Annotated in this window: 20 protein-coding genes and 1 pseudogene; 9 read left to right on the top strand and 12 right to left on the bottom strand. The window is 73.5% G+C overall.

The genetic code is table 11. The annotated features are described in order from the left end of the window. The first annotated feature begins 155 nt into the window (after positions 1–155). A complete protein-coding gene (locus FYW95_RS25410) occupies positions 156–827 on the top strand; it encodes a DUF4352 domain-containing protein (protein WP_236572306.1) in 672 nt (223 codons plus the stop codon). A gap of 17 nt (positions 828–844) precedes the next feature. On the opposite strand, the gene FYW95_RS25415 is transcribed toward FYW95_RS25410, so the two are convergent. Together FYW95_RS25415 and FYW95_RS25420 are read right to left on the bottom strand one after the other, a co-directional pair. Next, on the bottom strand, positions 845–1,867 hold the full coding sequence (locus tag FYW95_RS25415; protein ID WP_159944550.1) for a CAF17-like 4Fe-4S cluster assembly/insertion protein YgfZ: 1,023 nt from the start codon (positions 1,865–1,867) through the stop codon (positions 845–847). Between the two features lie 322 nt (positions 1,868–2,189). Continuing rightward, complete coding sequence (locus FYW95_RS25420) at positions 2,190–2,729, bottom strand: nitrobindin family protein (RefSeq protein ID WP_159944549.1); 540 nt, start codon at positions 2,727–2,729, stop codon at positions 2,190–2,192. Positions 2,730–2,937: 208 nt separating this feature from the next. Here FYW95_RS25420 and FYW95_RS25425 point away from each other — a divergent pair, with 208 nt between their 5' ends. Together FYW95_RS25425 and FYW95_RS25430 are read left to right on the top strand one after the other, a co-directional pair. After that, a complete protein-coding gene (locus tag FYW95_RS25425) occupies positions 2,938–3,705 on the top strand; it encodes a hypothetical protein (protein WP_159944548.1) in 768 nt (255 codons plus the stop codon). 14 nt (positions 3,706–3,719) lie between these two features. After that, complete coding sequence (locus tag FYW95_RS25430; protein WP_159944547.1) at positions 3,720–4,082, top strand: DsrE family protein; 363 nt, start codon at positions 3,720–3,722, stop codon at positions 4,080–4,082. Here FYW95_RS25430 and FYW95_RS25435 read toward each other — a convergent pair. Continuing rightward, positions 4,076–4,840: a TioE family transcriptional regulator gene (locus FYW95_RS25435; protein WP_159944556.1), complete on the bottom strand. Its 765-nt coding sequence runs from the start codon at positions 4,838–4,840 to the stop codon at positions 4,076–4,078. The genes FYW95_RS25430 and FYW95_RS25435 overlap by 7 nt on opposite strands. A gap of 90 nt (positions 4,841–4,930) precedes the next feature. Here FYW95_RS25435 and FYW95_RS25440 point away from each other — a divergent pair, with 90 nt between their 5' ends. Then, on the top strand, positions 4,931–6,085 hold the full coding sequence (locus FYW95_RS25440) for an erythromycin esterase family protein (RefSeq protein ID WP_160050920.1): 1,155 nt from the start codon (positions 4,931–4,933) through the stop codon (positions 6,083–6,085). Between the two features lie 98 nt (positions 6,086–6,183). On the opposite strand, the gene FYW95_RS25445 is transcribed toward FYW95_RS25440, so the two are convergent. The 5 genes from FYW95_RS25445 to FYW95_RS25465 all read right to left on the bottom strand — a co-directional run bounded on the left by FYW95_RS25445 (position 6,184) and on the right by FYW95_RS25465 (position 11,081). Next, positions 6,184–6,930 (bottom strand): phosphoglyceromutase, encoded by a 747-nt coding sequence (locus FYW95_RS25445; RefSeq protein WP_159944545.1) that lies wholly within the window; start codon positions 6,928–6,930, stop codon positions 6,184–6,186. Positions 6,931–6,982: 52 nt separating this feature from the next. After that, positions 6,983–7,495 carry a YbjN domain-containing protein gene (locus FYW95_RS25450; RefSeq protein ID WP_159944544.1) on the bottom strand — a complete coding sequence of 171 codons (513 nt, stop codon included), beginning with the start codon at positions 7,493–7,495 and terminating at the stop codon, positions 6,983–6,985. 18 nt (positions 7,496–7,513) lie between these two features. Beyond that, positions 7,514–8,812, bottom strand: coding sequence for a D-inositol-3-phosphate glycosyltransferase (mshA, locus tag FYW95_RS25455; RefSeq protein ID WP_159944543.1), 1,299 nt, complete (start codon positions 8,810–8,812; stop codon positions 7,514–7,516). 110 nt (positions 8,813–8,922) lie between these two features. Continuing rightward, on the bottom strand, positions 8,923–9,918 hold the full coding sequence (locus FYW95_RS25460; RefSeq protein ID WP_159944542.1) for an alpha/beta hydrolase: 996 nt from the start codon (positions 9,916–9,918) through the stop codon (positions 8,923–8,925). 179 nt (positions 9,919–10,097) lie between these two features. Continuing rightward, complete coding sequence (locus FYW95_RS25465) at positions 10,098–11,081, bottom strand: YbgA family protein (RefSeq protein WP_159944541.1); 984 nt, start codon at positions 11,079–11,081, stop codon at positions 10,098–10,100. Between the two features lie 92 nt (positions 11,082–11,173). Between FYW95_RS25465 and FYW95_RS25470 the strand changes: the two are divergent. After that, positions 11,174–12,001, top strand: a pseudogene (locus tag FYW95_RS25470) (deoxyribodipyrimidine photo-lyase). A gap of 42 nt (positions 12,002–12,043) precedes the next feature. Here the strand turns inward: FYW95_RS25470 and FYW95_RS25475 are convergent. Then, positions 12,044–12,574 carry an O-acetyl-ADP-ribose deacetylase gene (locus FYW95_RS25475; protein ID WP_159944540.1) on the bottom strand — a complete coding sequence of 177 codons (531 nt, stop codon included), beginning with the start codon at positions 12,572–12,574 and terminating at the stop codon, positions 12,044–12,046. A gap of 267 nt (positions 12,575–12,841) precedes the next feature. On the opposite strand from FYW95_RS25475, the gene FYW95_RS25480 reads away from it, so the two are divergent. From FYW95_RS25480 to FYW95_RS25490, 3 genes are all read left to right on the top strand, one after another. After that, a complete protein-coding gene (locus FYW95_RS25480) occupies positions 12,842–13,204 on the top strand; it encodes a BlaI/MecI/CopY family transcriptional regulator (protein ID WP_159944539.1) in 363 nt (120 codons plus the stop codon). Between the two features lie 5 nt (positions 13,205–13,209). Then, positions 13,210–14,154, top strand: coding sequence for a M56 family metallopeptidase (locus FYW95_RS25485; RefSeq protein ID WP_159944538.1), 945 nt, complete (start codon positions 13,210–13,212; stop codon positions 14,152–14,154). A 174-nt stretch (positions 14,155–14,328) separates the two neighbouring features. After that, positions 14,329–14,628 (top strand): DUF2516 family protein, encoded by a 300-nt coding sequence (locus tag FYW95_RS25490; protein ID WP_159944537.1) that lies wholly within the window; start codon positions 14,329–14,331, stop codon positions 14,626–14,628. A gap of 13 nt (positions 14,629–14,641) precedes the next feature. Here the strand turns inward: FYW95_RS25490 and FYW95_RS25495 are convergent, their stop codons facing one another. The 3 genes from FYW95_RS25495 to FYW95_RS25505 form a co-directional block, all read right to left on the bottom strand. Continuing rightward, complete coding sequence (locus FYW95_RS25495) at positions 14,642–17,104, bottom strand: hypothetical protein (RefSeq protein ID WP_159944555.1); 2,463 nt, start codon at positions 17,102–17,104, stop codon at positions 14,642–14,644. A 98-nt stretch (positions 17,105–17,202) separates the two neighbouring features. Next, complete coding sequence (locus FYW95_RS25500; RefSeq protein WP_160050921.1) at positions 17,203–18,207, bottom strand: neutral zinc metallopeptidase; 1,005 nt, start codon at positions 18,205–18,207, stop codon at positions 17,203–17,205. Positions 18,208–18,282: 75 nt separating this feature from the next. Next, on the bottom strand, positions 18,283–19,164 hold the full coding sequence (locus FYW95_RS25505; protein ID WP_159944554.1) for a neutral zinc metallopeptidase: 882 nt from the start codon (positions 19,162–19,164) through the stop codon (positions 18,283–18,285). 153 nt (positions 19,165–19,317) lie between these two features. On the opposite strand from FYW95_RS25505, the gene FYW95_RS25510 reads away from it, so the two are divergent. Then, positions 19,318–21,165: a DUF2207 domain-containing protein gene (locus FYW95_RS25510; protein ID WP_159944535.1), complete on the top strand. Its 1,848-nt coding sequence runs from the start codon at positions 19,318–19,320 to the stop codon at positions 21,163–21,165. Positions 21,166–21,200 lie beyond the last annotated feature (35 nt).

The raw sequence follows: 21,200 nt of genomic DNA on the forward strand, positions 1-21,200 counted from the left end.
CGCCCCCGCGCCACGCGCGTGCCCCCCGGCGCCGCCGCTCCGTCGTGGGGCCCGGCCGCGGGGAGCGGCCGGGCCCCACGGCGTGCCCGACCGCGCGGGCGGGTAAAAACCGTGCTCCACCGGAATGAACCACATATGGCGTGCGTCACACGGATATGAGTACCCGTGGTCCGCGTCCGCCGTCCTCTCCCCGGAGGGGCTCCCCCGCGCGAGCCCTGGCCATCCCCGTCGCCGTGTTCCTGGCGGTGGCGGGCTGCCTGGCCCTGGTCGTCGCGCTGGTGAACCTCCCGGTCTCCGAGATCCGGGTGGTCGCGCAGCAGGAGAACGGGAACCCCGGGCCCGGGGGCGGCCGGGAGCCCGAGCCCTCACCCTCCCCTCCGCGCGACCCGCCGGCGACCGCGCAGGACGAGGCGGGACCGCGTCCCCAGCCCGTCCCACCGGAGGCCTACAACGGGGCCTCCACCGAGTTCGGCGTCTTCCTCGTGGAGGTCGAGACCGCCCACACCGACACCACCATCACCGACGGCGTGTACACCTCCGAGACCGCTCCCGAGGGCATGGAGTACCACGTCTACCGGATCAACGTCACCAACCAGGGCACGGGACCGGCGTTCTTCGACACCTACGGCACCCTCGGCCTGACCACCGACGGCCTGGAGTACGCCAACGACACCGACGCCGAGTACGTGGTGGCCTGGGACTACTTCTGGGACGACATCAACCCCGGTGAGACCGTCACCACGCACATCGTCTTCCTCGCCCCGGAGGGCACCGAGTTCGCCGAGGTCAGGGTCGGCGGGCGGTCGGTTCTCGAACCGGCCGAGTGACGCGGGGCCGCGGACCCTCAGCGCGGACGGCGGCGCAGGTCGATCTGCGCGTTGGCCCCCGTGTCCGGGTCCACCACGACCTCCTGGCCGGCGGCGATGCCGTCCACCACCAAGTCGGCGTCGGTCGGCGCCGCGCGCTTGACCACACCCAGTGCGATCGGCCCCAGCTCGTGGTGGCGGGCCGACGTGCCCACCCGCCCCACCGGGCGCCCCTCCAGTTCGATCGCGGCGCCCACCTGCGGCAGCCGCTCGACGGTGCCGTCCAGGTGCAGCATCACCAGGCGGCGCGGCGGACGGCCCAGGTTGTGCACCCGCGCCACCGTCTCCTGCCCGGGGTAGCAGCCCTTCTCCAGGTGCACCGCCCGGTTCACCCAGTCGACCTCGTGCGGAATCGTGCGGTCGTCGGTGTCCAGGCCCGGGCGCACCCGGTGTTCGGCGATCCGGTTCGCCTCATAAGCCCACATCCCGGCCGGGCGCGCCCCGGCCGCCGTGAGCGCCTCGGCGGCCTCGGAGAGGCGCCCGGCGGGCAGGAACAGGTCGCTCTCGCCCTCGGCCGCCCGTACGGGCACGTCGCCGAGGGCGGCCCGCCCGATCACCGCGGCGCGGTCGGGTCCGAGCACGGTCAGGATCGCGCGGGAGTCGCCGAGGTCCTCGACCTCCACGCGCAGCATGAAGCGCATCGAGTCCAGGAACGCCGCCAGTTCGGCCCCGCCCCCGGGCTCGGTGTGGATCCAGGTGGCCTCGCCGTCGTCCACCAGGGACAGGTGGTGCCTCAGGTGGCCCCGGGTGTCCAGGACCAGCGCCTCGGTGGCGGTCCCCGGGGCCAGGCCCTGGGTCAGCTGGCTGGTGAGGTCGTTGAGCCAGCCCAGGCGGTCGGGCCCGGACACCCGTACCACCCCCCGGTTGCTCCGGTCGACCCACGCGCTCGAACGTTCGATGGCGCGGCCCTCGTGCGAGGGATCCCCGTAGTGCGCGGCGACCTCCGAGTCGGGGGACTCGGCGCTCACGGCGCCCGGTGTGCTCAGCAGCGGCGAAGTCATACCGCCGAGACTAGCCGCCCCGGGGGCAAGCTCGAAAACCCTGCTCCCACCTGCGGTTTCGCGCACAGAAAAAGCATTTGCCCCACGTCCGGCAGGGGACGTACTGTCAGGGGCACGCAGGAAAGGAGGTGGTCCGACAGATGGTTGATCTCAGGACTGGCGAGGTGGCCGTCCGCTAGGACGACACACGCGTTCGCGCGATGTCGTTCGCAGCGAATCCACAACGGACACCCGGACCCCGGGCTGCCGGACTCGTCCGACCGGCCCCGCCCCCGCGGCGGGAAGGAGCCCGGGGTCTGTCCGTGCCCGGACCCGGCCCCGATTAGGCGGCGTCGACCCTCTTGAGCTGCGCGGACATGTACGAGCGCAGGCTGTGGCCGCGCGCGGCCAGATCCCAGGCGTATCCCAGCGTCTCCCGGTTGTCGCCGAACAGGCCATACAGCCGGTGCGAGGCCGTCGCGTCGATCCCGGTCTCGGTGTGCACCACCGCGTCGGTGGACATCTCCACCCGGTGGGCGAACACGTTCCCCAGGTAGACCTCGGTGAAGCCCTCGGGGTGGGAGATCAGCGCCTCCAGGTGCACGACCGGCTCGTCCTGGTCCCGCTTCTGCGCGTCGGACTCCGGGCGCACACGCCAGTACCCCGACTCCTCGGCGACCAGCTCACCCGGCGTGCCCTCCGGCGTCATCCGCCAGGCCCTGCTGGTGAAGGCCAGGTACGGCAGGTCCGCCCTCCGGGCGAACTCGATCTCCTGGCCGAACTGGAACTCCTCCACGTCGGCGTAGCCAGCGACTCCCACGCCCTCCCAGCGGCCGAGCAGGAAGGACAGTTTCGCCAGATCCGGGTGTACCTCAGCGTCCATAGTCCACGAGCGTAGCGGCGCCCGGGGGTGGCGGTGACCACCCGCGGGAGCACGTGGCGACCGCCACTCGTGCGCCCCGGTCTGGACATGCCCAATTGGCCCCGCTTTCCCGGAGAACTGGTAAAGATGGTCAGCGACGCGGTGTGGCCCCGGGGAGACGAGCCAGCCGTTCTCGTAAGACCTCACGCACTTTCCAAAGGGGCGGCCTGTGTTACTGGTGATCGGTTCGGCGCTGCTCGTGGCCGCGGTGGTCCTGCTTCCCCTGACCGTGCTCGCCCTGCGGCGCTGGTTGCGCCAGCGCGGTCTGGCCCAGCTGCGGCCGGGCGCCCTGGCCGCACACCGGGGTCAGCGCGTCACGCTCACCGGCATGGCCGCGCCCGGCCCCGACGGCCCCCTCAGCTCCGGCCTGGCCGGGACGGAGTGCGTCTGGCACGGCCACGAGGTGCTGCGCCACTACCGGCCGCTCAGCCGCGACCCCCAGGAGGGCGTGGTACGCGAGCGGGCCTGTGACTCCATCGCCGACTACGGCTCCGAGGAGCTGTTCGGCATCGTGGCCGAGGGCCGGCGGGGCGACCGCGACCGTGTCTTCGTCGATCCGCGCGGTGTCCGGCCCCGGGAGGCCGAGCTGTGCCTGAAGCGCCTGGTCGGACGCCCCCAGCAGGGCGTGGCCTCCCCGGCCGACGACCTGCTGCCGCGGGTGCGGGGCCGCATCTCGGGTGTCTTCCGCGGCGAGACCATCGAGTTCGAGTACCGTGAGTGGGTGATCCGGTCCGGTACCCGGGTGCGCGTCACCGGCCGGGTCCAGGTGCGTGACGGCCGCGTGGTCCTGGCCGCCTCCGAGGACGGCGCACTCGCCGTCGAGAACGGCGGGCAGCCCGCGCGCGTCCCCCCGCGCCGGGTCGAGGCCCTGGTCCTCACCGCGTCCCTGGCCGTCTGCGCCCTGGCGGGCTGCGTCCTCACCGCCGCCGCGCTCTGAGTAGGCTGGCGGCCATGTCCCGTTCACTGGTGATCAAGGTCACCGCCGGGGAGGACGACCCCGAGCGGTGCAACCAGGCCTTCACGGTGGCCGCGACGGCACTGGCCAGCGGGGTCGGCGTCTCGCTGTGGCTGACCGGCGAGTCGGCCTGGTTCGCGGTCCCGGGTCGTGCCGAGGGCTTCTCCCTGCCGCACGCCGCCCCCCTCAAGGATCTGCTCGACGCGGTGCTCGCCGCGGGCCGGGTGACGGTGTGCACCCAGTGCGCCGCCCGCCGCGACCTGGGACAGGACGACCTGATCGCCGGGGTGCGCATCGCCGGGGCGCCCACCTTCGTCGAGGAGGCCGTCCAGGACGGCGCGCAGGCCCTCGTCTACTGAGGGCCCGGCGGTCCGCCCTCCGCGGGCCGCGAGCCCCCGGTCCCCCCGGCTCCGGTGCGGCCGGTCAGTTCCAGGTACCGGCTGAGCCGGGTGGCCGCGTCGAGCATGGCCAGGCCCCGCGCGGTCAGCCTCCGCCGCCACTCCTCCAGCGAGGCGGACAGCGCGCCGGTGCCGCCCGCCGTCCGGACCTGGTCGACCACGGTGCGGATGTGCTCCAGCGGGTACCCGCCGCGCCTGAGCAGGTGGGCGAGTTCGGCGTCGCGGACGTCGGCCGCCCGGAAGAGGCGGTACCCGGTCTGCGGGTCCCGCGCCGGGCGCAGGATCCCGGCCTCCTCCCAGTTGCGGAGGGTCGCCGGGGTGACGCCGAGCCGGTGCGCGAGTTCGCCGACGGTCCGGCCGCCTGTGCCCGTGGACGGGTCCGCGGCGGTGTCCCCCTCCTCCGCCAGGTGCTCCACCGCCGCACGCACCGCCTCCAGGGTCCCCCGGTCGCGGAGCAGCTGCTCGTGGCCGCGGTCGATGACCACCAGGGCGTCGTCGAGCCGGTCCTCGTGGACCGCGGTCATGATCTGTCCGCTGGCCGCGTGCCCGTGGGCCGGGATGAGGGAGAGGTAGGCGCGCAGCGCCGCCGCGTGTACCCCGGTGTAGATCCGGTAGCCGCTCGGTGTGCGCTCGGAGGGCGGGAGGACACCGGCCCGCTCGTAGTTGCGGACCGCCTGGGTCGAGATGCCGTGCCCACGGGCGAGGTCGGAGGGGCGCAGGTTCACTCCCTGTTTGAAGCTTTCCGGGATGAAAGGGCGGTCAGGGGCTCTAAAGTCTCAACCGCATTTTCAAGGATACGATAAAGGCTCATGACCCAGGACATACAGGACATCCTTCGCCCGTCATGTGACCTGCTCGCGCTCGGCGAGCCGGCGCACCGCGAACCGGCCTTCGGCTGGGTGCGCAACGCGTTGTTCGTCCGGCTGGTGGACCGGGGCTTCCGGTCGATCGCGCTGGAGACCGACCGCGTGGCCGCGCTCAGCGTGAACGACTTCGTGCAGGGGGGAGCGGGAACCCTCGACGCGGTGATGCGCGAGGGCTTCTCCCACGGCTTCGGAGGACTGGACGCCAACCGCCAACTGGTCGCGTGGATGCGTGAGCGCAACCAGGACCTTCCTCCCGGGGAGCGGCTGGCCCTCCACGGTTTCGACACCCCCACGGAGAACACCAGCGCGCCCAGCCCGCGGCCCTACCTCGAACACGTCCGCGCCTACCTGGGCCTGGACCTCGACCTCAGCGGCCCCGCCGGCGCCGACGACCGGTGGAGCAGCGAGGAGGCGGTCCTGGACCCGGCGATGTCGCCCGGGGCCACGGCCGGGGCGGAGCGGCTGCGCGTGATCGCCGACGACATGCTCACCGCCCTGTACACGCGCGCACCGGAGCTGGTCGCGGCGACCTCGCGCGCCGACTGGCTGCGGGCCCGGACGCACCTCACCGCCGGTCGCGGCCTGCTGCGCTACCACCGGCAGGCGGCGGTGCCCCTGGAACGGAGCGCCCGGATGACCGGCCTGCTCGCGAGCCGGGACGCGCTCATGGCCCAGAACCTCCTCGACCTCCGGGGGGAGGAGGCGCGGCGGGGCGCGACGCTGGTCTGCGCGCACAACCTCCACCTGCGTCGGGGGACGAGCACCATGCGCGTGGCGGACATGGACACGGCCTGGGCCGGTGCCGGGGAGATCGTCACGTCGCTGTCGCAGGAGGAGTACGCCTTCGTCGCCGGGAGCCTGGGCCGCAGCGAGGCCCTCGGGCTCGGCGAACCGGATCCGGACACCCACGAGGGCCTCCTGGGGCGCCGGGTCACCGCGTGGGGCCTGGTGGCCGCCACCGAGGCCGGACCCGCCCGCACCCGCACCGACACCAACCCTCAACAGGGCTACTTCCCCCTGGACCAGGACACACTCGACGCGGCCGACGCGGTCCTGCACATCGGGAGCGGAACGGCCGCGGTCGCCGCCCTGAGCTGACCCCGCCGCCCCGCGCGCGGACGGGACGGCTCCCGGCCCCGGACACGACGGTGCCCGCGCCGCCGACGGCGGCGCGGGCACGGGAACGGGTGTGGCGGCTACTTCTTGCCCTGGTTGGCGACGGCCTCGATGGCGGCCTCGGCGGCCTCCGGGTCGAGGTAGGTGCCACCGGGGTTGGTCGGCTTGAAGTCCTCGTCCAGGTCGTAGCGCAGCGGGATGCCCGTCGGGATGTTCAGTCCGGCGATGTCGGCGTCGCTGACGCCGTCCAGGTGCTTGACCAGGGCGCGCAGCGAGTTGCCGTGCGCCGCGACCAGCACGGTCTTGCCCGCGGCCAGGTCCGGGACGATCGCGTCGTACCAGTACGGCAGGGCGCGCTCCAGCACGTCCTTGAGGCACTCGGTGCGGGGCAGCAGCTCCGGCGGGAGCTCCGCGTAGCGGGCGTCGCCGAACTGCGAGTAGGTGTCGTCGTCGGCGATCGGCGGCGGCGGGGTGTCGTAGGAGCGGCGCCAGATCATGAACTGCTCGTCGCCGTACTCCTCGCGCGTCTGCGCCTTGTCCTTGCCCTGCAGGGCGCCGTAGTGGCGCTCGTTCAGACGCCAGGTGCGCTCGACCGGCAGCCAGTGCAGGTCGGCGGTCTCCAGCGCCAGGTTCGCGGTGCGGATGGCGCGCTTGAGCAGAGAGGTGTAGACCACGTCCGGGCGGACACCGGCCTCCTTGAGCAGCTCACCGCCCCGGCGGGCCTCCTCCTCACCCGTCGCGGAGAGGTCGACGTCCACCCAACCGGTGAACAGGCCCTTCGCGTTCCAGACACTCTCACCGTGTCGCAGCAGTACCAGAGTTCCCATGGGGGCAAGCCTAGCCACCCGGCCGCCGCGCCCGTGAGGCCACCCGGAACTCCTAGGGGGCGTCGGGGGAATCCACCAGGTGGGCGAAGGCCCTCAGGTTGCGCATGTCATGGCCCCGCTCGGCCCGCCAGTGCCACTCCTTGCGGATCGCCGAGGCGAAACCGCGCTCCAGCGCCCCGTTGAAGTTCTCGTCCGAGTAGGTGAGCACACAGCCCAATAGGCGGTCGACCTCCTCCGGGGTGACCCCCTCCAGCGGCAGGCGCCCACGGATGTAGACGTCACCCACCTCGTCCGCCACGAACGCCATCCCGTACATGTCCGCGCTCCGGCGCATCAGCCAGAGGTAGAAGTCGGCGTGGTTCTCGTCCGGCTGCCGGCAGAAGAACGACGTCAGGGTGAGGCTGTGCGGCCCCACCTCCAGCCACACCAGGGTCTTGAGCTTGGCCTTCCCCGGCAGCGTGACCAGGAACGACCCCTCACGGGGGCGCTCCAGCTCCAGGCCGGACTCGGCCACGGCGGTGGTGATCGCCTCGGCCGCGGCGGCGCGGGCCGCTTCCCTACCCACTCGCACATCCCTCCTCGGTCACCGGCACGCGGCCATCGGCAGCGCGCGGGGGGCGGTACTCGCCCGGTACACGTCCAGCAGTTGGTCGACGGTACGCGACCAGCCCAGGGTGGCGGCGTGCCGGGGGGCCGCCATCGCCAGTCTCGCCCGCCACGCCGGTTCGGCGATCATGCGGTGCAGCACGGCCGCGTAGTCGTCCGGGTCGTGCCCCCGCACCAGGATCCCGGACACGCCGTCCGCCACCGCCGTGGTCAGCCCGCCCACGCGGGCGGCCACCACCGGGGTGCCGCAGGCCTGTGACTCCACCGCCACCAGCCCGAACGACTCCGAGTAGGACGGGACCACGGTGGCGGTGGCCGCGCGGTAGTAGTCGGCCAGCCGCTCCCGGCTCTGCGGCGGCTCGATCCGCACCACGTCCGACACCCCCAGGGAGTCGGCCAGGTCGGCGAGCAGCCCGGGCTCGCGTCTGCCCGCGCCGGACAGGCCCCCGACCACAGCCACCACCAGGCGCGAGCGCAGCGCGGGGTCGCGCTCCAGCAGCCGTGCGGCGGCGCGGATGAGCACGTCCGGAGCCTTCAGCCGCTGCACGCGCCCCACGAACAGCAGCAGTTCGGCGTCGGGGGGCAGTCCGATCCCGGCCAGCGCGTCCCGTCGGGAGCCGGGGGTGAACACCTCCAGGTCCACACCCGGTGGGATGACGCTGATCTGGTTGTCACGGGCGCCGTAGTGGTCGCGCAGCTGACGGGCCTCGTCCTCGGTGTTGGCGATCAGCCGGTCGGCCTGGCGGACCAGCTGGTCCTCCCCGCGCACCCGCGCCTCGGGTTCGGGCTCGTCCCCCTCCGCCAGGGCGGCGTTCTTCACGCGCGCCATGGTGTGCATGGACTGCACCAGCGGTACGCCCCAGCGCCGCGCGGCCACCACACCGGCCTGGCCGGAGAGCCAGTAGTGGCCGTGCACGAGGCCGTAGTGGCCGGGCTCGCCCTGGGCCTCGGCCCGCAGCATCCCGAAGATGAACGGGCACAGGTGCTCGGCGAGGGCGTTCTTGTCCAGGTGGCCGTAGGGTCCGGCGGGCACGTGGCGCACGTTCACCCCGGGGGCGAGTTCCACCACCGGGGGGAGGTCGGGGCTGGCCGCCCGGGTGAACACGTCCACGGCCACGCCGCGCTCGGCCATGCGCCGGGCCACCTCGACCACGTACACGTTCATGCCCCCGGCGTCTCCGGTGCCGGGCTGGTCGAGCGGGGAGGTGTGCAGGCTGACGGTCGCCACCCGGTCGGGGACCGCCGCCTGTTCTCCCACGGGAACGATTCCGGACACCGGAGGGGTCCCTTCAGGTCGCGTGTACAGCCGCTGTCGTCAACAGCGACGAAGGTACACACTGTTCCCCACCGATCTGTTCGAGGGGCGGGCGTTGACGCCGCCTCCCTCTAGGGTGTAGAGGTCCAGCCGGACACCAGGAAGTCGACGGTGTCGGGGAAGGAGCGCCGCCACGTCGCGAAGTCGTGGCCCCCGCGCGGGTGGAGAGTGGTGACCGTCATACCGCGCTCGTCCAGCAGTGCGGCGAACCGCGCGGCCTCCCCGTGGATGCTCCCCCGCTGCAACGGGGTGTGGTCGTCGGTGCCCTCCACCAGGACGAACCTGATGTCGCGCACGTCCGCCGCCCCCAGCAGCAGGTCGGGGGAGTGGGGTGCGGTGTCGCCGCCGAAGGTGCCGTGCGGGTCGTCCACGCGGAAGTACCCGGCCCAGGAGGCCACCTGCGAGTAGAGGCCGGGGTTGCGCAGCGCCAGCGCCGCCGCGCCGTAGCCGCCCATGGAGAAGCCGCCCACGGCGCGCAGCGCTCGCGGGCGCACGTGCTCCCCCTCGACCGCCTCCACCGCCGGTCCGGTGACGAAGCTCTCCAGCGCGAACCGCCCGTGCGCGGCGTCACCCCACTCGGTGGTGGTGCCCCAGCGCTCCTGTCCGTGCGGGGCGGCGACGACGAACTCCACCCCCGACCGGCACATCTCCCGGTCCAGGAGTTCGCCGACGCCCTCGTCCATGAGGGTCTCGTGCGTGGAGGCGGAACCGTGCAGCAGGTAGAGCACGGGCAGGTCGGCGCTGTCGGGTCCGGGCGGGCGGCGGATCCACAGGGGCCGGCCGCCGTCGGGGGCGCCCGGGTCGGGCAGGGTGACGACCTCGTCTCTGCCGGGCTCCTCGCACACGGCCACCTGGCCGGGATGGGGCAGGGGCGCTGGCGCCCCCCGCTCCGGAGGGAGGCGCAGCTCACTGTGGGTCAGGTGCGGTTCGGCGTCGAACAGGTCGAGGTGGCGGCCGATCCGCTCCGCCAGCCCCTCGGGGGGTACCGCGGCGAGCGCCGCCGCGGCCGTGACGACCACGCAGGAGGAGACGAGCACGACGGCTCGTCTGGAGAAAGTCGCGAACACACCGAAACCTCAGGGTCGGGTCACCGGAGTCCGGTCGAGAACCAGGGAATATCACTTGCTGTAGTCGACCGTATAGTTTGAGTGTCCGCGATGCGCCCTCGAACCGCCCTTCCGCGCCCGATCGTCCGAAACCCTCCCCCCGGCGGCTCCCTCCGTGGGTGCGGCCGCGGGGAACCCGCTCAGACCGCGACCGCGTGCCGCAGGCGCAGTTCGTCCGGGTAGGGGCGCAGATAGGTCTGCTCGCGCGCCCACTCGACGTCCTCGGCCGCGCAGTGGTGGCGCAGCAGCGCCACCGGCAGGCTCAGCGGGGCCTGTTCCCTGCGGTAGTCGTCGATCGCCGCGAGCAGGTCGTGCCTGCGCGTGTCGTCCAGCAGCGGGCTCAGCATGCCGAAGGCGTGCTGCAGGGCGTTGACGTGCTTGCCCCGGCTCGGCCGCACCTCCATCGCCCGGTGGAACGCCTCGGTGTAGCGGGCCCGCAGCTCCTCGGGCTCGTCCACCCCCGCCCGCGCCGCGATCCGCCCCGTCTCCCGGTAGCCCTCCGGGGAGTGCGACATCAGCTGGAGCTTGTGCCGGGTGTGCAGTGCCACCAGGTCGCGCGGCCGCCACGGCGACTCCCACAGCCGCCGCAGCCGGGCGTGCGCGAACACGCGCTCCACGAACAGTTCGCGCAGCACCGGGTCCATCAGGCGGCCCTGCTCCTCCACGGGCAGGGCGGGCAGCAGTTCGGTGAGCCGCCGGGCGAAGGCCCCGCGGCCCCTGCCGTCCACCCGGTCGCCGTTCCGGTTGAACACGGGCAGGGCGAACAGGCCGCAGCTGGGCGACTTGTTCTTGAGCACGTACCCGTCCAGGCGGCGCAGCTGCTCCAGGTGGCGGTCGGCGGTACGGGCCAGGTCGTCGGAGTGGTCGGCCCCGTCCGCGCTGGAGACCACCCGGTCACCGTCCTCCCTCCGCTGCAGCCGCAGGGTCGGGCGCGGAACGCCGAGGCCGATCTCCGCCTCCGGGCAGACCGGCAGCCAGTCCACGTGGTGGTCGAGCTCGTCGGTGAGGAAGCGCGAGCGCGAGTGTCCGCCGTTGTAGCGCACGGGGGCACCGAGCAGGCAGCTGGACACCCCGATCCGGGGACGGACCCCGGTGGTCGGCGCAGGTGGGAGACGTGTGGTCATGTGTCCTTCCTACCCGGCCACCGGCCCCGGCACCGGCTTTTCCCCAGGGGATCTAAGTGTTCACACAGACACGGGAAGTGAGGAAGTCCAGCTTGGCGACGCCCGCCATCGTGCTGTTCACCCAGGGCCTCCGCGTCCACGACCACCCGGCTCCGTCCGCGGCCACCGAGCGCTCCGGGCCGGTCCTGCCGGTGCTCGTCCTGGACCCCGCGGTGGCGGGGCGCTCCTCGCGCAACCGCCTCGTCCTGCTCACCGGGGCCCTCGCCGACCTGCGGTCAGCCCTGCGCGACCGCGGCGGCGACCTCCTTCTGCTCCGGGGCGGCACGGTCGAGCGGGTCACCGCGCTGGCCGAGGAGACCGGCGCCGACACCGTGCACCTCACCGGAGGCGTCAGCTCCCTGGCCGCCCGCCGTGCTCGCCGCCTGCGCGATACGGGCCTGGGGGTGCGCTCCTTCCCCGGCCTCACCGTCATCCCGCCCGGGGAGATCACCCCCGCCAAGGGGGACCACGACAAGGTGTTCACGCCCTGCTGGAGGGCGTGGGAGGCGCACACCTGGCGCGATCCGGCCCCGGCGCCGGGGCCGGGTGTGCCTGTCCGCCGACCTGCGCCTGGGCTGCCTGTCACCGCTGGAGGTCGCGCTGGCCGCGCGGGGCCGACCACTTCCACGCCCTCCTCGTGGACGGGGACGTCGCCGACGACTCCGGCGACTGGCAGTGGGTGGCGGGCACCGGCAACGACACCCGGCCCAACCGGTCGTTCAACCCGCTGCGCCAGGCCCGCAGGTTCGACCCCGACGGCTCCTACGTCCGCCGCTACGTGCCGGAGCTGGCCGGCCTGGAGGGGGGCCAGGGCGCACACGCCCTGGCACGAGGAGCACCCGCCGAACTACCCGCCGCCCATCGCCGACCCCGGCCGTTGATCCGGGACCCCGGGGCGGGGCGCCAGGCCGGGACCGGCGGGGTCAGGGCTGGGCGAAGGCCCTCTCGAAGGCCCGGAAGGCGACGTCGTTGTACAGCACCACGCGGATCTCGGGCACACGCAGCTGAGCCGAGCGGATCGCCCAGGCCGCGACGCGGGCGGCGTCCTCGACCGGCCACCGGTAGGTACCCGCGGAGATCGCCGGGAAGGCGATGGACTCCGCGCCCAGCTCGTGGGCCACCCGCAGGGACTCGCCGTAGCAGGAGACCAACAGGGATCTGCGGTCCTCGGTGGCGCTGTAGACCGGGCCGACCGTGTGGATCACCCACCGGGCGGGCAGCCTCCCGGCGGTGGTCGCCACCGCGGCACCGACGGGCAGGCCGCCTCCGTAGTGCCCCGCGCGCAGTTTTTTGCACTCCTCCAGGATCGACGGGCCGCCCCTGCGGTGGATGGCGCCGTCGACACCGCCGCCGCCCAGCAGGGAGCTGTTGGCGGCGTTGACGATCGCGTCGACGCTCTGCTCGGTGATGTCGCCCCGGACCACGCTGATCCGGGAGAGGTTGGGGGAGCCCATGGGGTCCTTCCTTGCCGGTGCCTGGCGGCAGTATCGCACCCGGGCGCGGGGGCCGGCAGGGACCGGCGACGCGGATCCGGGCGGTCCCTCCGCGCGCACCACCACGTGAGTCCGAGCACCGGGAGCGCCTCCGGCCGGGCCGCCGTCCCCTCCGGCGGTGTTCGGATTCGTCTCACCTGGGAGGCGTTATCCCTTGTCCCGCAGGTGATGAGGATTTAACCTGGGGGTACGACAGTCCGTAGTACGACCGCCAGTAGACTCAAAGGCATGAATCGGCTTGGCGAACTTGAACGCGCGGTGATGGATGTACTGTGGGCACGGAACGAACCCATGACGGTTCGTGAGGTCGGTAAGGCACTCGCCGAACGCGACCTGGCGCACACGACCGTCATGACCGTGCTCGACAGGCTCGCCAAGAAGAAGGTCGTCGCCCGGGCACGTGAGGGTCGTGCGTGGCGTTACCGCCCGGCAGCCAGCCGCGAGGCATACGTCTCCGAGTTGATGTTCGACGCGCTCGGACAGACAGGGGACCGCGACGCAGCCCTGGCCGCCTTCGTCCAGTCCATGGACGGCGAGCAGGCTGAAGCGCTCCGGCGCGCACTCGCGGAAATCGAGCAGCCAAGGAACTAGCCCGTATGGTCAGTGCCGCACTTCTCACCCTCGTCGCGGTCTGCTGCCTCACCGCCATGGAGGCCCTGCACCGGGCCAAGTGGCCCTCCCGGGGCCCCTACACCGCCGTGATCACCTGGCAGGCGCTCGGCCTGGCGTGGGGCGTGTCCACGATCGGCGCGCTGCTGGCCTTCGGTCTCTCCTCCTACCAGCTCGGAGCGGCGGGGGGCGTCATGGCCCTGGCCTCCGACATCCTCACCGGCCAACTGCTGCTGGCCGAACTCTCCCAGGGATTCCAGGGCGTCGTGCACATCGCCGCCGTGGTCCTGGCGGTCGTGCTGACCCTCGTGCTCTTCTACGGCCTGGTCTCCTCCTTCGTCCACGTCGTCCGCGTCCGCCGGCGCCACCACGACCTGCTCGAACTCGTCGCCAGCGACCACCCCGACGTCCCCGGAGCGCGCGTGGTCGACCACCCGGCCGCCGCCGCGTACTGCCTGCCCGGCGTCCTGCGCTCGCAGGTGGTCATCAGCGCCGGCGCCCTCGCGGTGCTCGACAACCGGGAACTGGCGGCCGTCCTGGCCCACGAGCGGGCCCACCTGCGCCAGCGCCACGACCTCGTGCTGCTGCCGTTCTCCTCCCTCAAGCGGGCCTTCCCGCGGGTCCGGCTGGTGCGCACCTACTACGAGAGCGTCGCCCTGCTCATCGAGATGTGCGCCGACGACCAGGCCCGCCGCAAGAGCTCCTCGCGTGAGCTGGCCATGGCGCTGCTGCGCTTCGGCGCGGCCGGACCGGCGCCGGTCCCCGCGGGGGCGATGGCCGCGGTCCCCGAGGCCGAGCCCGGCGTGATGCGGCGGGTCAACCGCCTCCTGCGCCCCGACGACGAGCTCTCCTACCACGCGGGGGCCTTCATCATGGGCGGCTCCGCCTTCCTCCTGGCCACGGTCACCTGCCTCTGGCACATCCCCCTGTGACCCGAACGGCCCCGGGCCCCCTCCGCCCGCGGTCCCGGGCCGTCCCGGCCCCGTGCGCCGCCGCAAGGCGGCGCGGGTGTGATCCGCGCCCCCTCGGGCACGATCGGTGCCCGTGGTCCGTTTACGGTGGGGAGCGGGCGGAACCCCCGCTCGAAGCGTCGTCGGGAGTGTGTTGTGTTCTACCTGATCTGGCAGGCCATCTACCTGGTCACCTTCGTGGCCAGTCTGTACGCCCTGATCGAGGCGGTCCGCACGCCGGCGGCGGCGTTCGAGCTGATGGACAAGCAGACCAAGAAGCTGTGGGTCGTCCTCACCGGGCTGGCCACCGGTCTGTCCCTGCTGGCGGTGTTCTCCGGCCGGGGGATGTTCGTCATCCTCGGACTGGTCGCCACCCTCGTCTTCCTGCTCGACGTGCGTCCGGCGGTCAAGGGCGTGGGCGGCAACAGCAACAACGGCCCCTACGGCCCCTGGTAGGCCCGCTCCGGGCTCATCCCGTGGCGGCCCGCCCGAGTGCCGGCTCCTCCTCCCGCATCGTCCGGAGGACCTCCCGCAGCGCCTCGGAGTAGGCGGGGTCGCCCGTGTAGTGGGAGTGGCCCAGGACTGGCGGCCGTCGGGCCTCGCCCGGCGGGGCGTCGTAGGAACGCGGGTCGGGCAGCGGTGCGGCCTCCCGCACGGGGCGCGTGGCCCCGTCGGAGGCGTCGCGCATCCGCACCGGCCCGGCGATCGCGTCGGTGGTCCGCCACAGGTTGCGCCACGCGGTCACCCGCTCCCGCAGGTCGGCGAAGGGCTCCGGACCGAAGTAGGCCGGGAAGTAACGCGCGTACAGGCGGTCCAGCGGGGAGCCGTGCGTGATCAGGGCGATCTGCCCCAGGCAGTCGGTGGGCAGCTGCCACACCGTGGCCGCGGCCAGCACGGAGCCCTGCGAGTGGCCCGACAGCACCACGTCCGTGCCCTCCCGGCACATCAGCGCCACCCGGGCCGACAGCTGCGGTACCGCCCGTTCCGCGTAGGAGGGCGGCGCCAGCGGATGCGCCGCCCGCGGCCAGAACGTCCCCACGTCCCACACCGCGCCCACAGCCTGCCGGGTGGGACGGTCGCGGTAGGCGCTGCGTCCGATCCACGCCACCGCCACCAGGGCGGCGCCGCCCAGCAGCGAGCCGACGCCGATCAGCCCCGACACGGTCCCCTGCGGCAGCCCCCGCACCTCGCTGGACACGGCGGTCGCCGCCGAGGCCGGACCGGCCGCCGGGCCCCCGGACAGGAACGAGTACAGCGCCAGCGCGCCCAACGCCACCACCGGGAGCAGGAAGGCCGCCAGCACGGACGGCAGCACCTCGGTCATCCGGCCCGCCGCCCGAGCCCGCGCGATCTCCCAGGTCCGGCGGTCGCGCACACTGCGCTTGTAGTCCTCGGTGACCCCGTCCAGGTGGGCTCGCGTGCCGCGGCGCAGCACCAGGGCGAGCAGCACCACCGCGGCCAGCGCGATACCCGCCTCCAGGACGAACGCCAGCTGAAGCCACGAGTAGGCGGTCGGGACCGTCAACGGCAGGCAGTCCGCCCCCGGTGCGGACAGCGAGCCGCAGCCGCTCAGCAGCAGCGACCCCTGGTAGACGATCGCGGCCGAGAACCCGCCGCCCAGCAGGGCGCCCAGGGAGGCCGTGGCCGGACCGGCCATGCCGCCCATCGCCGTGTCCGGGTGCGCGCGGTCCAGGGAGTACAGCGCCAGGGCGGCCACCAGCATCACCAAGGCCAGGGCCACCTGGACCGAGAACAGGGTGTTGAGGATCGCGCCGTTGCCGGGCAGGCGCCCGCTGGCCGTCCACCCGGGGCGGGGCCACAGCGTGTAGGCCACCACCGCCGCCCCCAGGACCAGGGCGGCGTCGCGCAGCAGGCGGCAGACGAGGTCGGCGCGGGCGTTCCAGCGCGGGTCTCCGCCCGGGACCAGCACGCTGACCGAGCTCGTCGCGACCACCCCCGCCAGCAGCGCGGCCAGCACCGCTCCGGCGACCCACGGGCCGGGGCCGTCGGGGAGCCGGAGCGGAGCGGCTCCCGCCAGGTCGTACCGGAGCGCGGGCAGGAGCAGCAGCGCGGCGACCGTGCCCAGAGCCACCGCGATGTGCGCCGAGCGCAGCCGTCCCATGGTCTCGCTGTTGCGCCAGAAGTCGGCGTGGCTCAGCGGGGCCGCGTCGCTGGGCCGGGGCGGCACCGGGCTGGAGACGACCTCGTACTCGGCGGCGGTGCGCCGGGACAGCCGCCACAGCACCAGGACCACGGTCACGGGCACCACCGCTCCCGTGACCAGGGCCGGTCCGGTCGCGGACAGCACCGAGGAGGGGGAGGCCAGGAAGGCCATCCAGGGGAGCGCCCGCACGCACGCCCCGCCCTGCCCGGCGGCGCACTGCCAGGCCACCAGGTCCATGCCCACCCCGGCCGCGGCCAGGGTGATGAGCACGGTCAGGGAGAGCGCCATCAGCCGCACCCCCGCGCCGTAGGCGTTGTTGGCCAGCAGCCGGACCCCGGTGGGCTGGCGGTCCATGCGCCCCGGACGCATCCAGTAGGCCACGTTGACGAGCATGAAGGGCAGCAGCAGGAGCCACAGGGCCCGGGATGAGCTCCCGGAGGTGAGGTTGCCCCAGGCGAAGATCTCCCGGCGCACCCCCGGGACGGTCTCGGTGTCGGGCTCACGCCGCCAGCGGAAGAAGCCCGCCAGACCGTCGCCGCCCACCCGCATCGCCGGCTCCACGTCCAGCAGTTCCTCGGCCTGTCCACCGCTGACGCCGTGGACGCGGAGTTCCACGCGGTGACGGGCGGGGCCGGAGCGCTCATCCGGCCCGGACGGGGCCGTGCGGTTCCCGGTGGCGGCGGGGTAGGGGGACGGGGGGAAGGAACCGGGAGCGGAGGCGGTCGGGTCAGGTCCGTGTGCGGGGAGGGATTCGGCGAGGTCCGACATATCCAGCATCCTGCCACGCTCCGTGCCCGGACGGCAGCACTCGATCAAACCTGTGCACAACGGTGTCCGGGGCCGACGGACCCCTCCCGTCGGTACGGTCAGCCGACCAGGGACTCGTCGGCCACGTCCCAGGTGTTGCACGCCCCCGGGGTCTGCAGCTCCCAGCCCTCGCGGGTCCACAGGACGCTGTTGTCCGCCGAACCGTGCGTGCGGTCCTCCGCCGGGCCGCCGGGCCGGTCGGCGGTGGCCGCGGCGTCCGACAGCAGGGCGTCCAGGTCGTCCCCGTCCAGCGGGTAGCTCACCCGGACCGACCCCAGGAACGCCCCCGCCAGGCAGTTGGCCTGTAGTTCGCTGCGCCGCGTCCAGGCGTTGCGCTTCAGCGCGTCCGTCTCCAGCTGGCGCTGCTCGTGGTAGTACTCCAGCAGGCCCGACTCCCCCTGGACGTGGTGCGCGTACTCGTGGGCCAGCAGGGACGCGTACACCACGCTGTCCGCGGCGGCGTTCCACTTCCGCACCACGTCCGAGGTGCCGATGTAGATGCTCGTGCTCGCCCGGCAGTAGAAGGCGCCCGCCCGCGACGGGTAGGGGCGGCAGGGGCTCACCCCGGGCTCCTCCCAGAACACCCGCTCCGGCGGCGTGAAGGGGATGCCGGCGCGCTCGAACTGGGTACGCCAGGCGTCGTCCAGGCAGTCCGCGACCGTGTTCAGGAACGCCTCCATCGACGCCGGATCGTCGACGTCCAGCCCGGGCACCGGGCACGGGCGCGGGCTCAGGCGGCCGGTCTCGTACAGCGGGTTGGCCACCAGCGCCGTGTGCCCCGCCGGCCGCTCGGGCTGCCCGAACCGCTCCGACAGACCCGGCTGGCCCTGCCCGCCGGCCCAGTCCGGGGCGCTCTGGCCGGGCTTGTCGTCGGAGCCGGGGCCGGTGCCGGAGGCCGCGCCGTCCACGGACGCGCCGGAACCGGGGTCGTGGCCCTCAGCCGTGGTCCACGACAGCAGGGCCAACACCAGGAGGACCACCACGAGGGCGGTCACCAGACCGAACGCCCGCCGGTCGGCGCGGCGCGCCGCGGACGCCGGCGACTCACCGAACCCTGCGTACACCCCTGTCCGCCCGCCCTGTCGTCGCCGTCCACCCGGCCGCGCCCAGCGGCCCCCACACCCGAATCCGCCCGTCCGTCACCGCACCAGCTCCTCGGGGGCGTCCCACGTGTCACACGCGGCCGGATCCCTGCGGTCCATGCCGTGTGCCGTCCACAGGCGCCCGTTCTCCACCGACCCGTGCGTGTGGTCGCCGCCCCGGTCGGCCCGGAGCCCGACGTCGTCGAGGATATTCTCGCGCCCGCGACCGCCCAGCCCCAGTGATTCGTCCGCCGCGCCCAGGAAAACCCCTCCTAAACAGTTGGCCTGGAGTTCGTTGCGTCTGGTCAGTTCGTCGGCCTTGTCCTGGTCCACACCCGCGCGCGCACTGTGGAACCGGGCGAGGATGCGGGACTGGCCCTGCACGTGGTGCCCGTACTCGTGGCTGAGCAGGAACGTGTACGCCTCCGGCTCGTCGGTGCCGCCGGAGGCCGCCACGATGTCCTCCACCCCCAGGTACAGGCCCCGGTTGGCCTGGCAGTAGAAGGCCGCGGTGCCCTCGGTGGGGAACGCCCCGCAGGGGCTGTGACCGGCGGCGTACCAGTACACCCGGTTGGGGGAGGCGAACTCCATCCCGGCCTCGGCGAAGTAGGTGCTCCAGGCCTGGTCCAGGCAGTCGGCGACCGCGTGGACGAAGGCCTCCACCGACGCGGGGTCCTCCTGGTCCAGCTCGGGTACCTGGCAGGTCACCTCGCCGAGTTCACCGACCCGGTACAGCGGGTTGTCGCCCAGCGGGTCCTGTTGGCCGCTTCCGGCCAGTGACTGCTGCTCCGAGGCCGTGGACACCGCACCGCCCCCGCCGGAGGCGGTCGGGTGCGACCACGCCTCCGAGGAGGGCAGCATCGCCGAGATCCCGAGGAAACCGGTCATCGCCACCGCGGCCAGGCCCGTGCCCAGTGTCAGGGACACACCGAGCCCCATACGCTGGAAGAATCCGGGCTGCTCGGACCAGAACCCGGGGGTCGGCGCGGGTCTGCGTCTCACCACGGCCGCTCCCGGAGGCACCCGGGCACGACGTCGGACGCCGTGCCCGGCAGGACGGGGACACCGGGGGACCGGATAGGCTCTCGCGTCATGTGGTGGGTTGGCTCCTGGCGCCCGGCCGTCGCGTTGGCGACGGCCGTCTTCGTGTTCTTCTCGCTGGTCACCGGCCTCGTCGTCGCGTGGCCGAGGGGGGAGGCCCGCGCCGCGACGGTGGCGGCACCGGCCCCCACAGTACCGGGCGTGTCTCCCGTCGGTTCCGCTGCCCGCCTCGCCGCGGAACCGGTGGTCACCAACGACATCCGACTCGAACTCGACCGCGTGGGGGTCCTGCGCGGCGAGGAGACCATCACCTTCTCCGGAGGCGCCCCGGCCGTCTTCACCCGGGCCCTCACCGAGACGATGCTGTACGACACCGACTACGACCGGGAGTTCGAGATCAGCGGGGTCCGCGCCACCGACCTGGAGGGCCGGGCGCTCGACGCGCGGTTGCGCAAGGAGGACGGCGCCCTCTTCGTCGACATCCCGACCGCGGCCACGGCCGGGGTGGTGCTCACCTACCGGGTCGGCGGGACCGTCAGCGAGGTCTCCCAGGGGGTCCAGATGGAGTGGCGGGCGGTCGGCGCCTACAGCCACACCGTCCAGTCCACCAACGTGACCGTCACCGCTCCGCTGCCGCCCGAGGCGCTGTCCTGCCTGGCGGGCGAGCGGCGCAGCGCCATGTACTGCACCGCGTCGGACATGGGCCCCGAGGCCGGGGTGGCGCACTTCCTGCAGGCCGACATGGGCCCCGAGGACCGGCTCGACATCGTGGTCAACTACCCCCCGGGCACCGCGGAGGGAGCGCCCATCCTCACCCGACGCTGGTCGCTGGTCTCCGCCTTCGCGGTCACCCCGGCCACCGCCAGCGTGTTCGGCCTCCTCCTCGCGGTGCTGGTGGGCGGTCTGGCGGTGCTGATCCGCGTCCGCGGCCGCGACGAGCGGGCCCTGCGCAGGCAGGCCCGGGCCGGTGACCACGTGCCCGTGGCCGAGGGGGAGCGGGGGCGCCTGAGGTTCGCCCCTCCCGACGGGGTCCACCCCGGCCAGATCGGCACGCTCGTCAACGAGACGGTGGACATCACCGACCTGACCGGCGCCGTGGTCGACCTGGCGGTGCGCGGCTACGTCCGCCTGGAGGAACTGCCCCACGAGAGCTTCACGTCCGTGGACTGGCGCCTGGTGCGCCTGGACGGTCCCGCCGAGGACACCCTCCTGTCCTACGAGTGGATGCTGCTGGACGCGCTGTTCGGCGGGCGCCGGACGGTGCGCCTGTCCCAGGTCGGCTCGCCCGGGGTCTGCCCCGACTTCCCCGCCCGGATCGACCGGGTGCGCGAGGAGCTGTACCGGGACATGGTGCGGCTGAAGTGGTTCGCCCGCTCGCCCAGCCAGGTGCGCACGCGCTGGAGCACCGCCGGGATGGCGGTCACGGCCGCGGGGGTGCTGCTGACCGGTCTCCTCGCGGCCTTCACCACGGCGGCGTTCACCGGCCTGGCCGTCGTCATCGCGGGCGCCGCCGTCACGGCGGGAGCCCAGTACATGCCCGCCAAGACCGCGCTGGGCAGCTCGGTGTACGCGCACACGGTGGGCTTCCGCGACTACCTGCTGAGCCAGCGCTCGGCCACCGCGCCGCCGGGCCAGCGCGTGGAGCTGTACTCGCGCTACCTGCCGTACGCGGTCATCTTCGACGACGTCGACCGCTGGGCTAACATCCTGGCCTCGGCCGCGCTCACCGACCTGACCCCCGACGAGCTGACCGGTGACGGCCTGGCCTGGTACACGGGCCCGCGGGAGTGGCGGATCGAGGACTTCGCGGACTCCATCAGCACGTTCGTGGTGACCCTGACCGGGATCATCGCCAACGCCCGGCGGCTGCGGGTGGTCAACCAGCTCCAGCGGAGGTAGGAACGTCCGCTGGCAGGGCCGGGCGGCGGAGCCGT

Origin of the sequence: Nocardiopsis sp. FR4, assembly GCF_009830945.1 — a bacterium.
Lineage (GTDB): Bacteria > Actinomycetota > Actinomycetes > Streptosporangiales > Streptosporangiaceae > Nocardiopsis.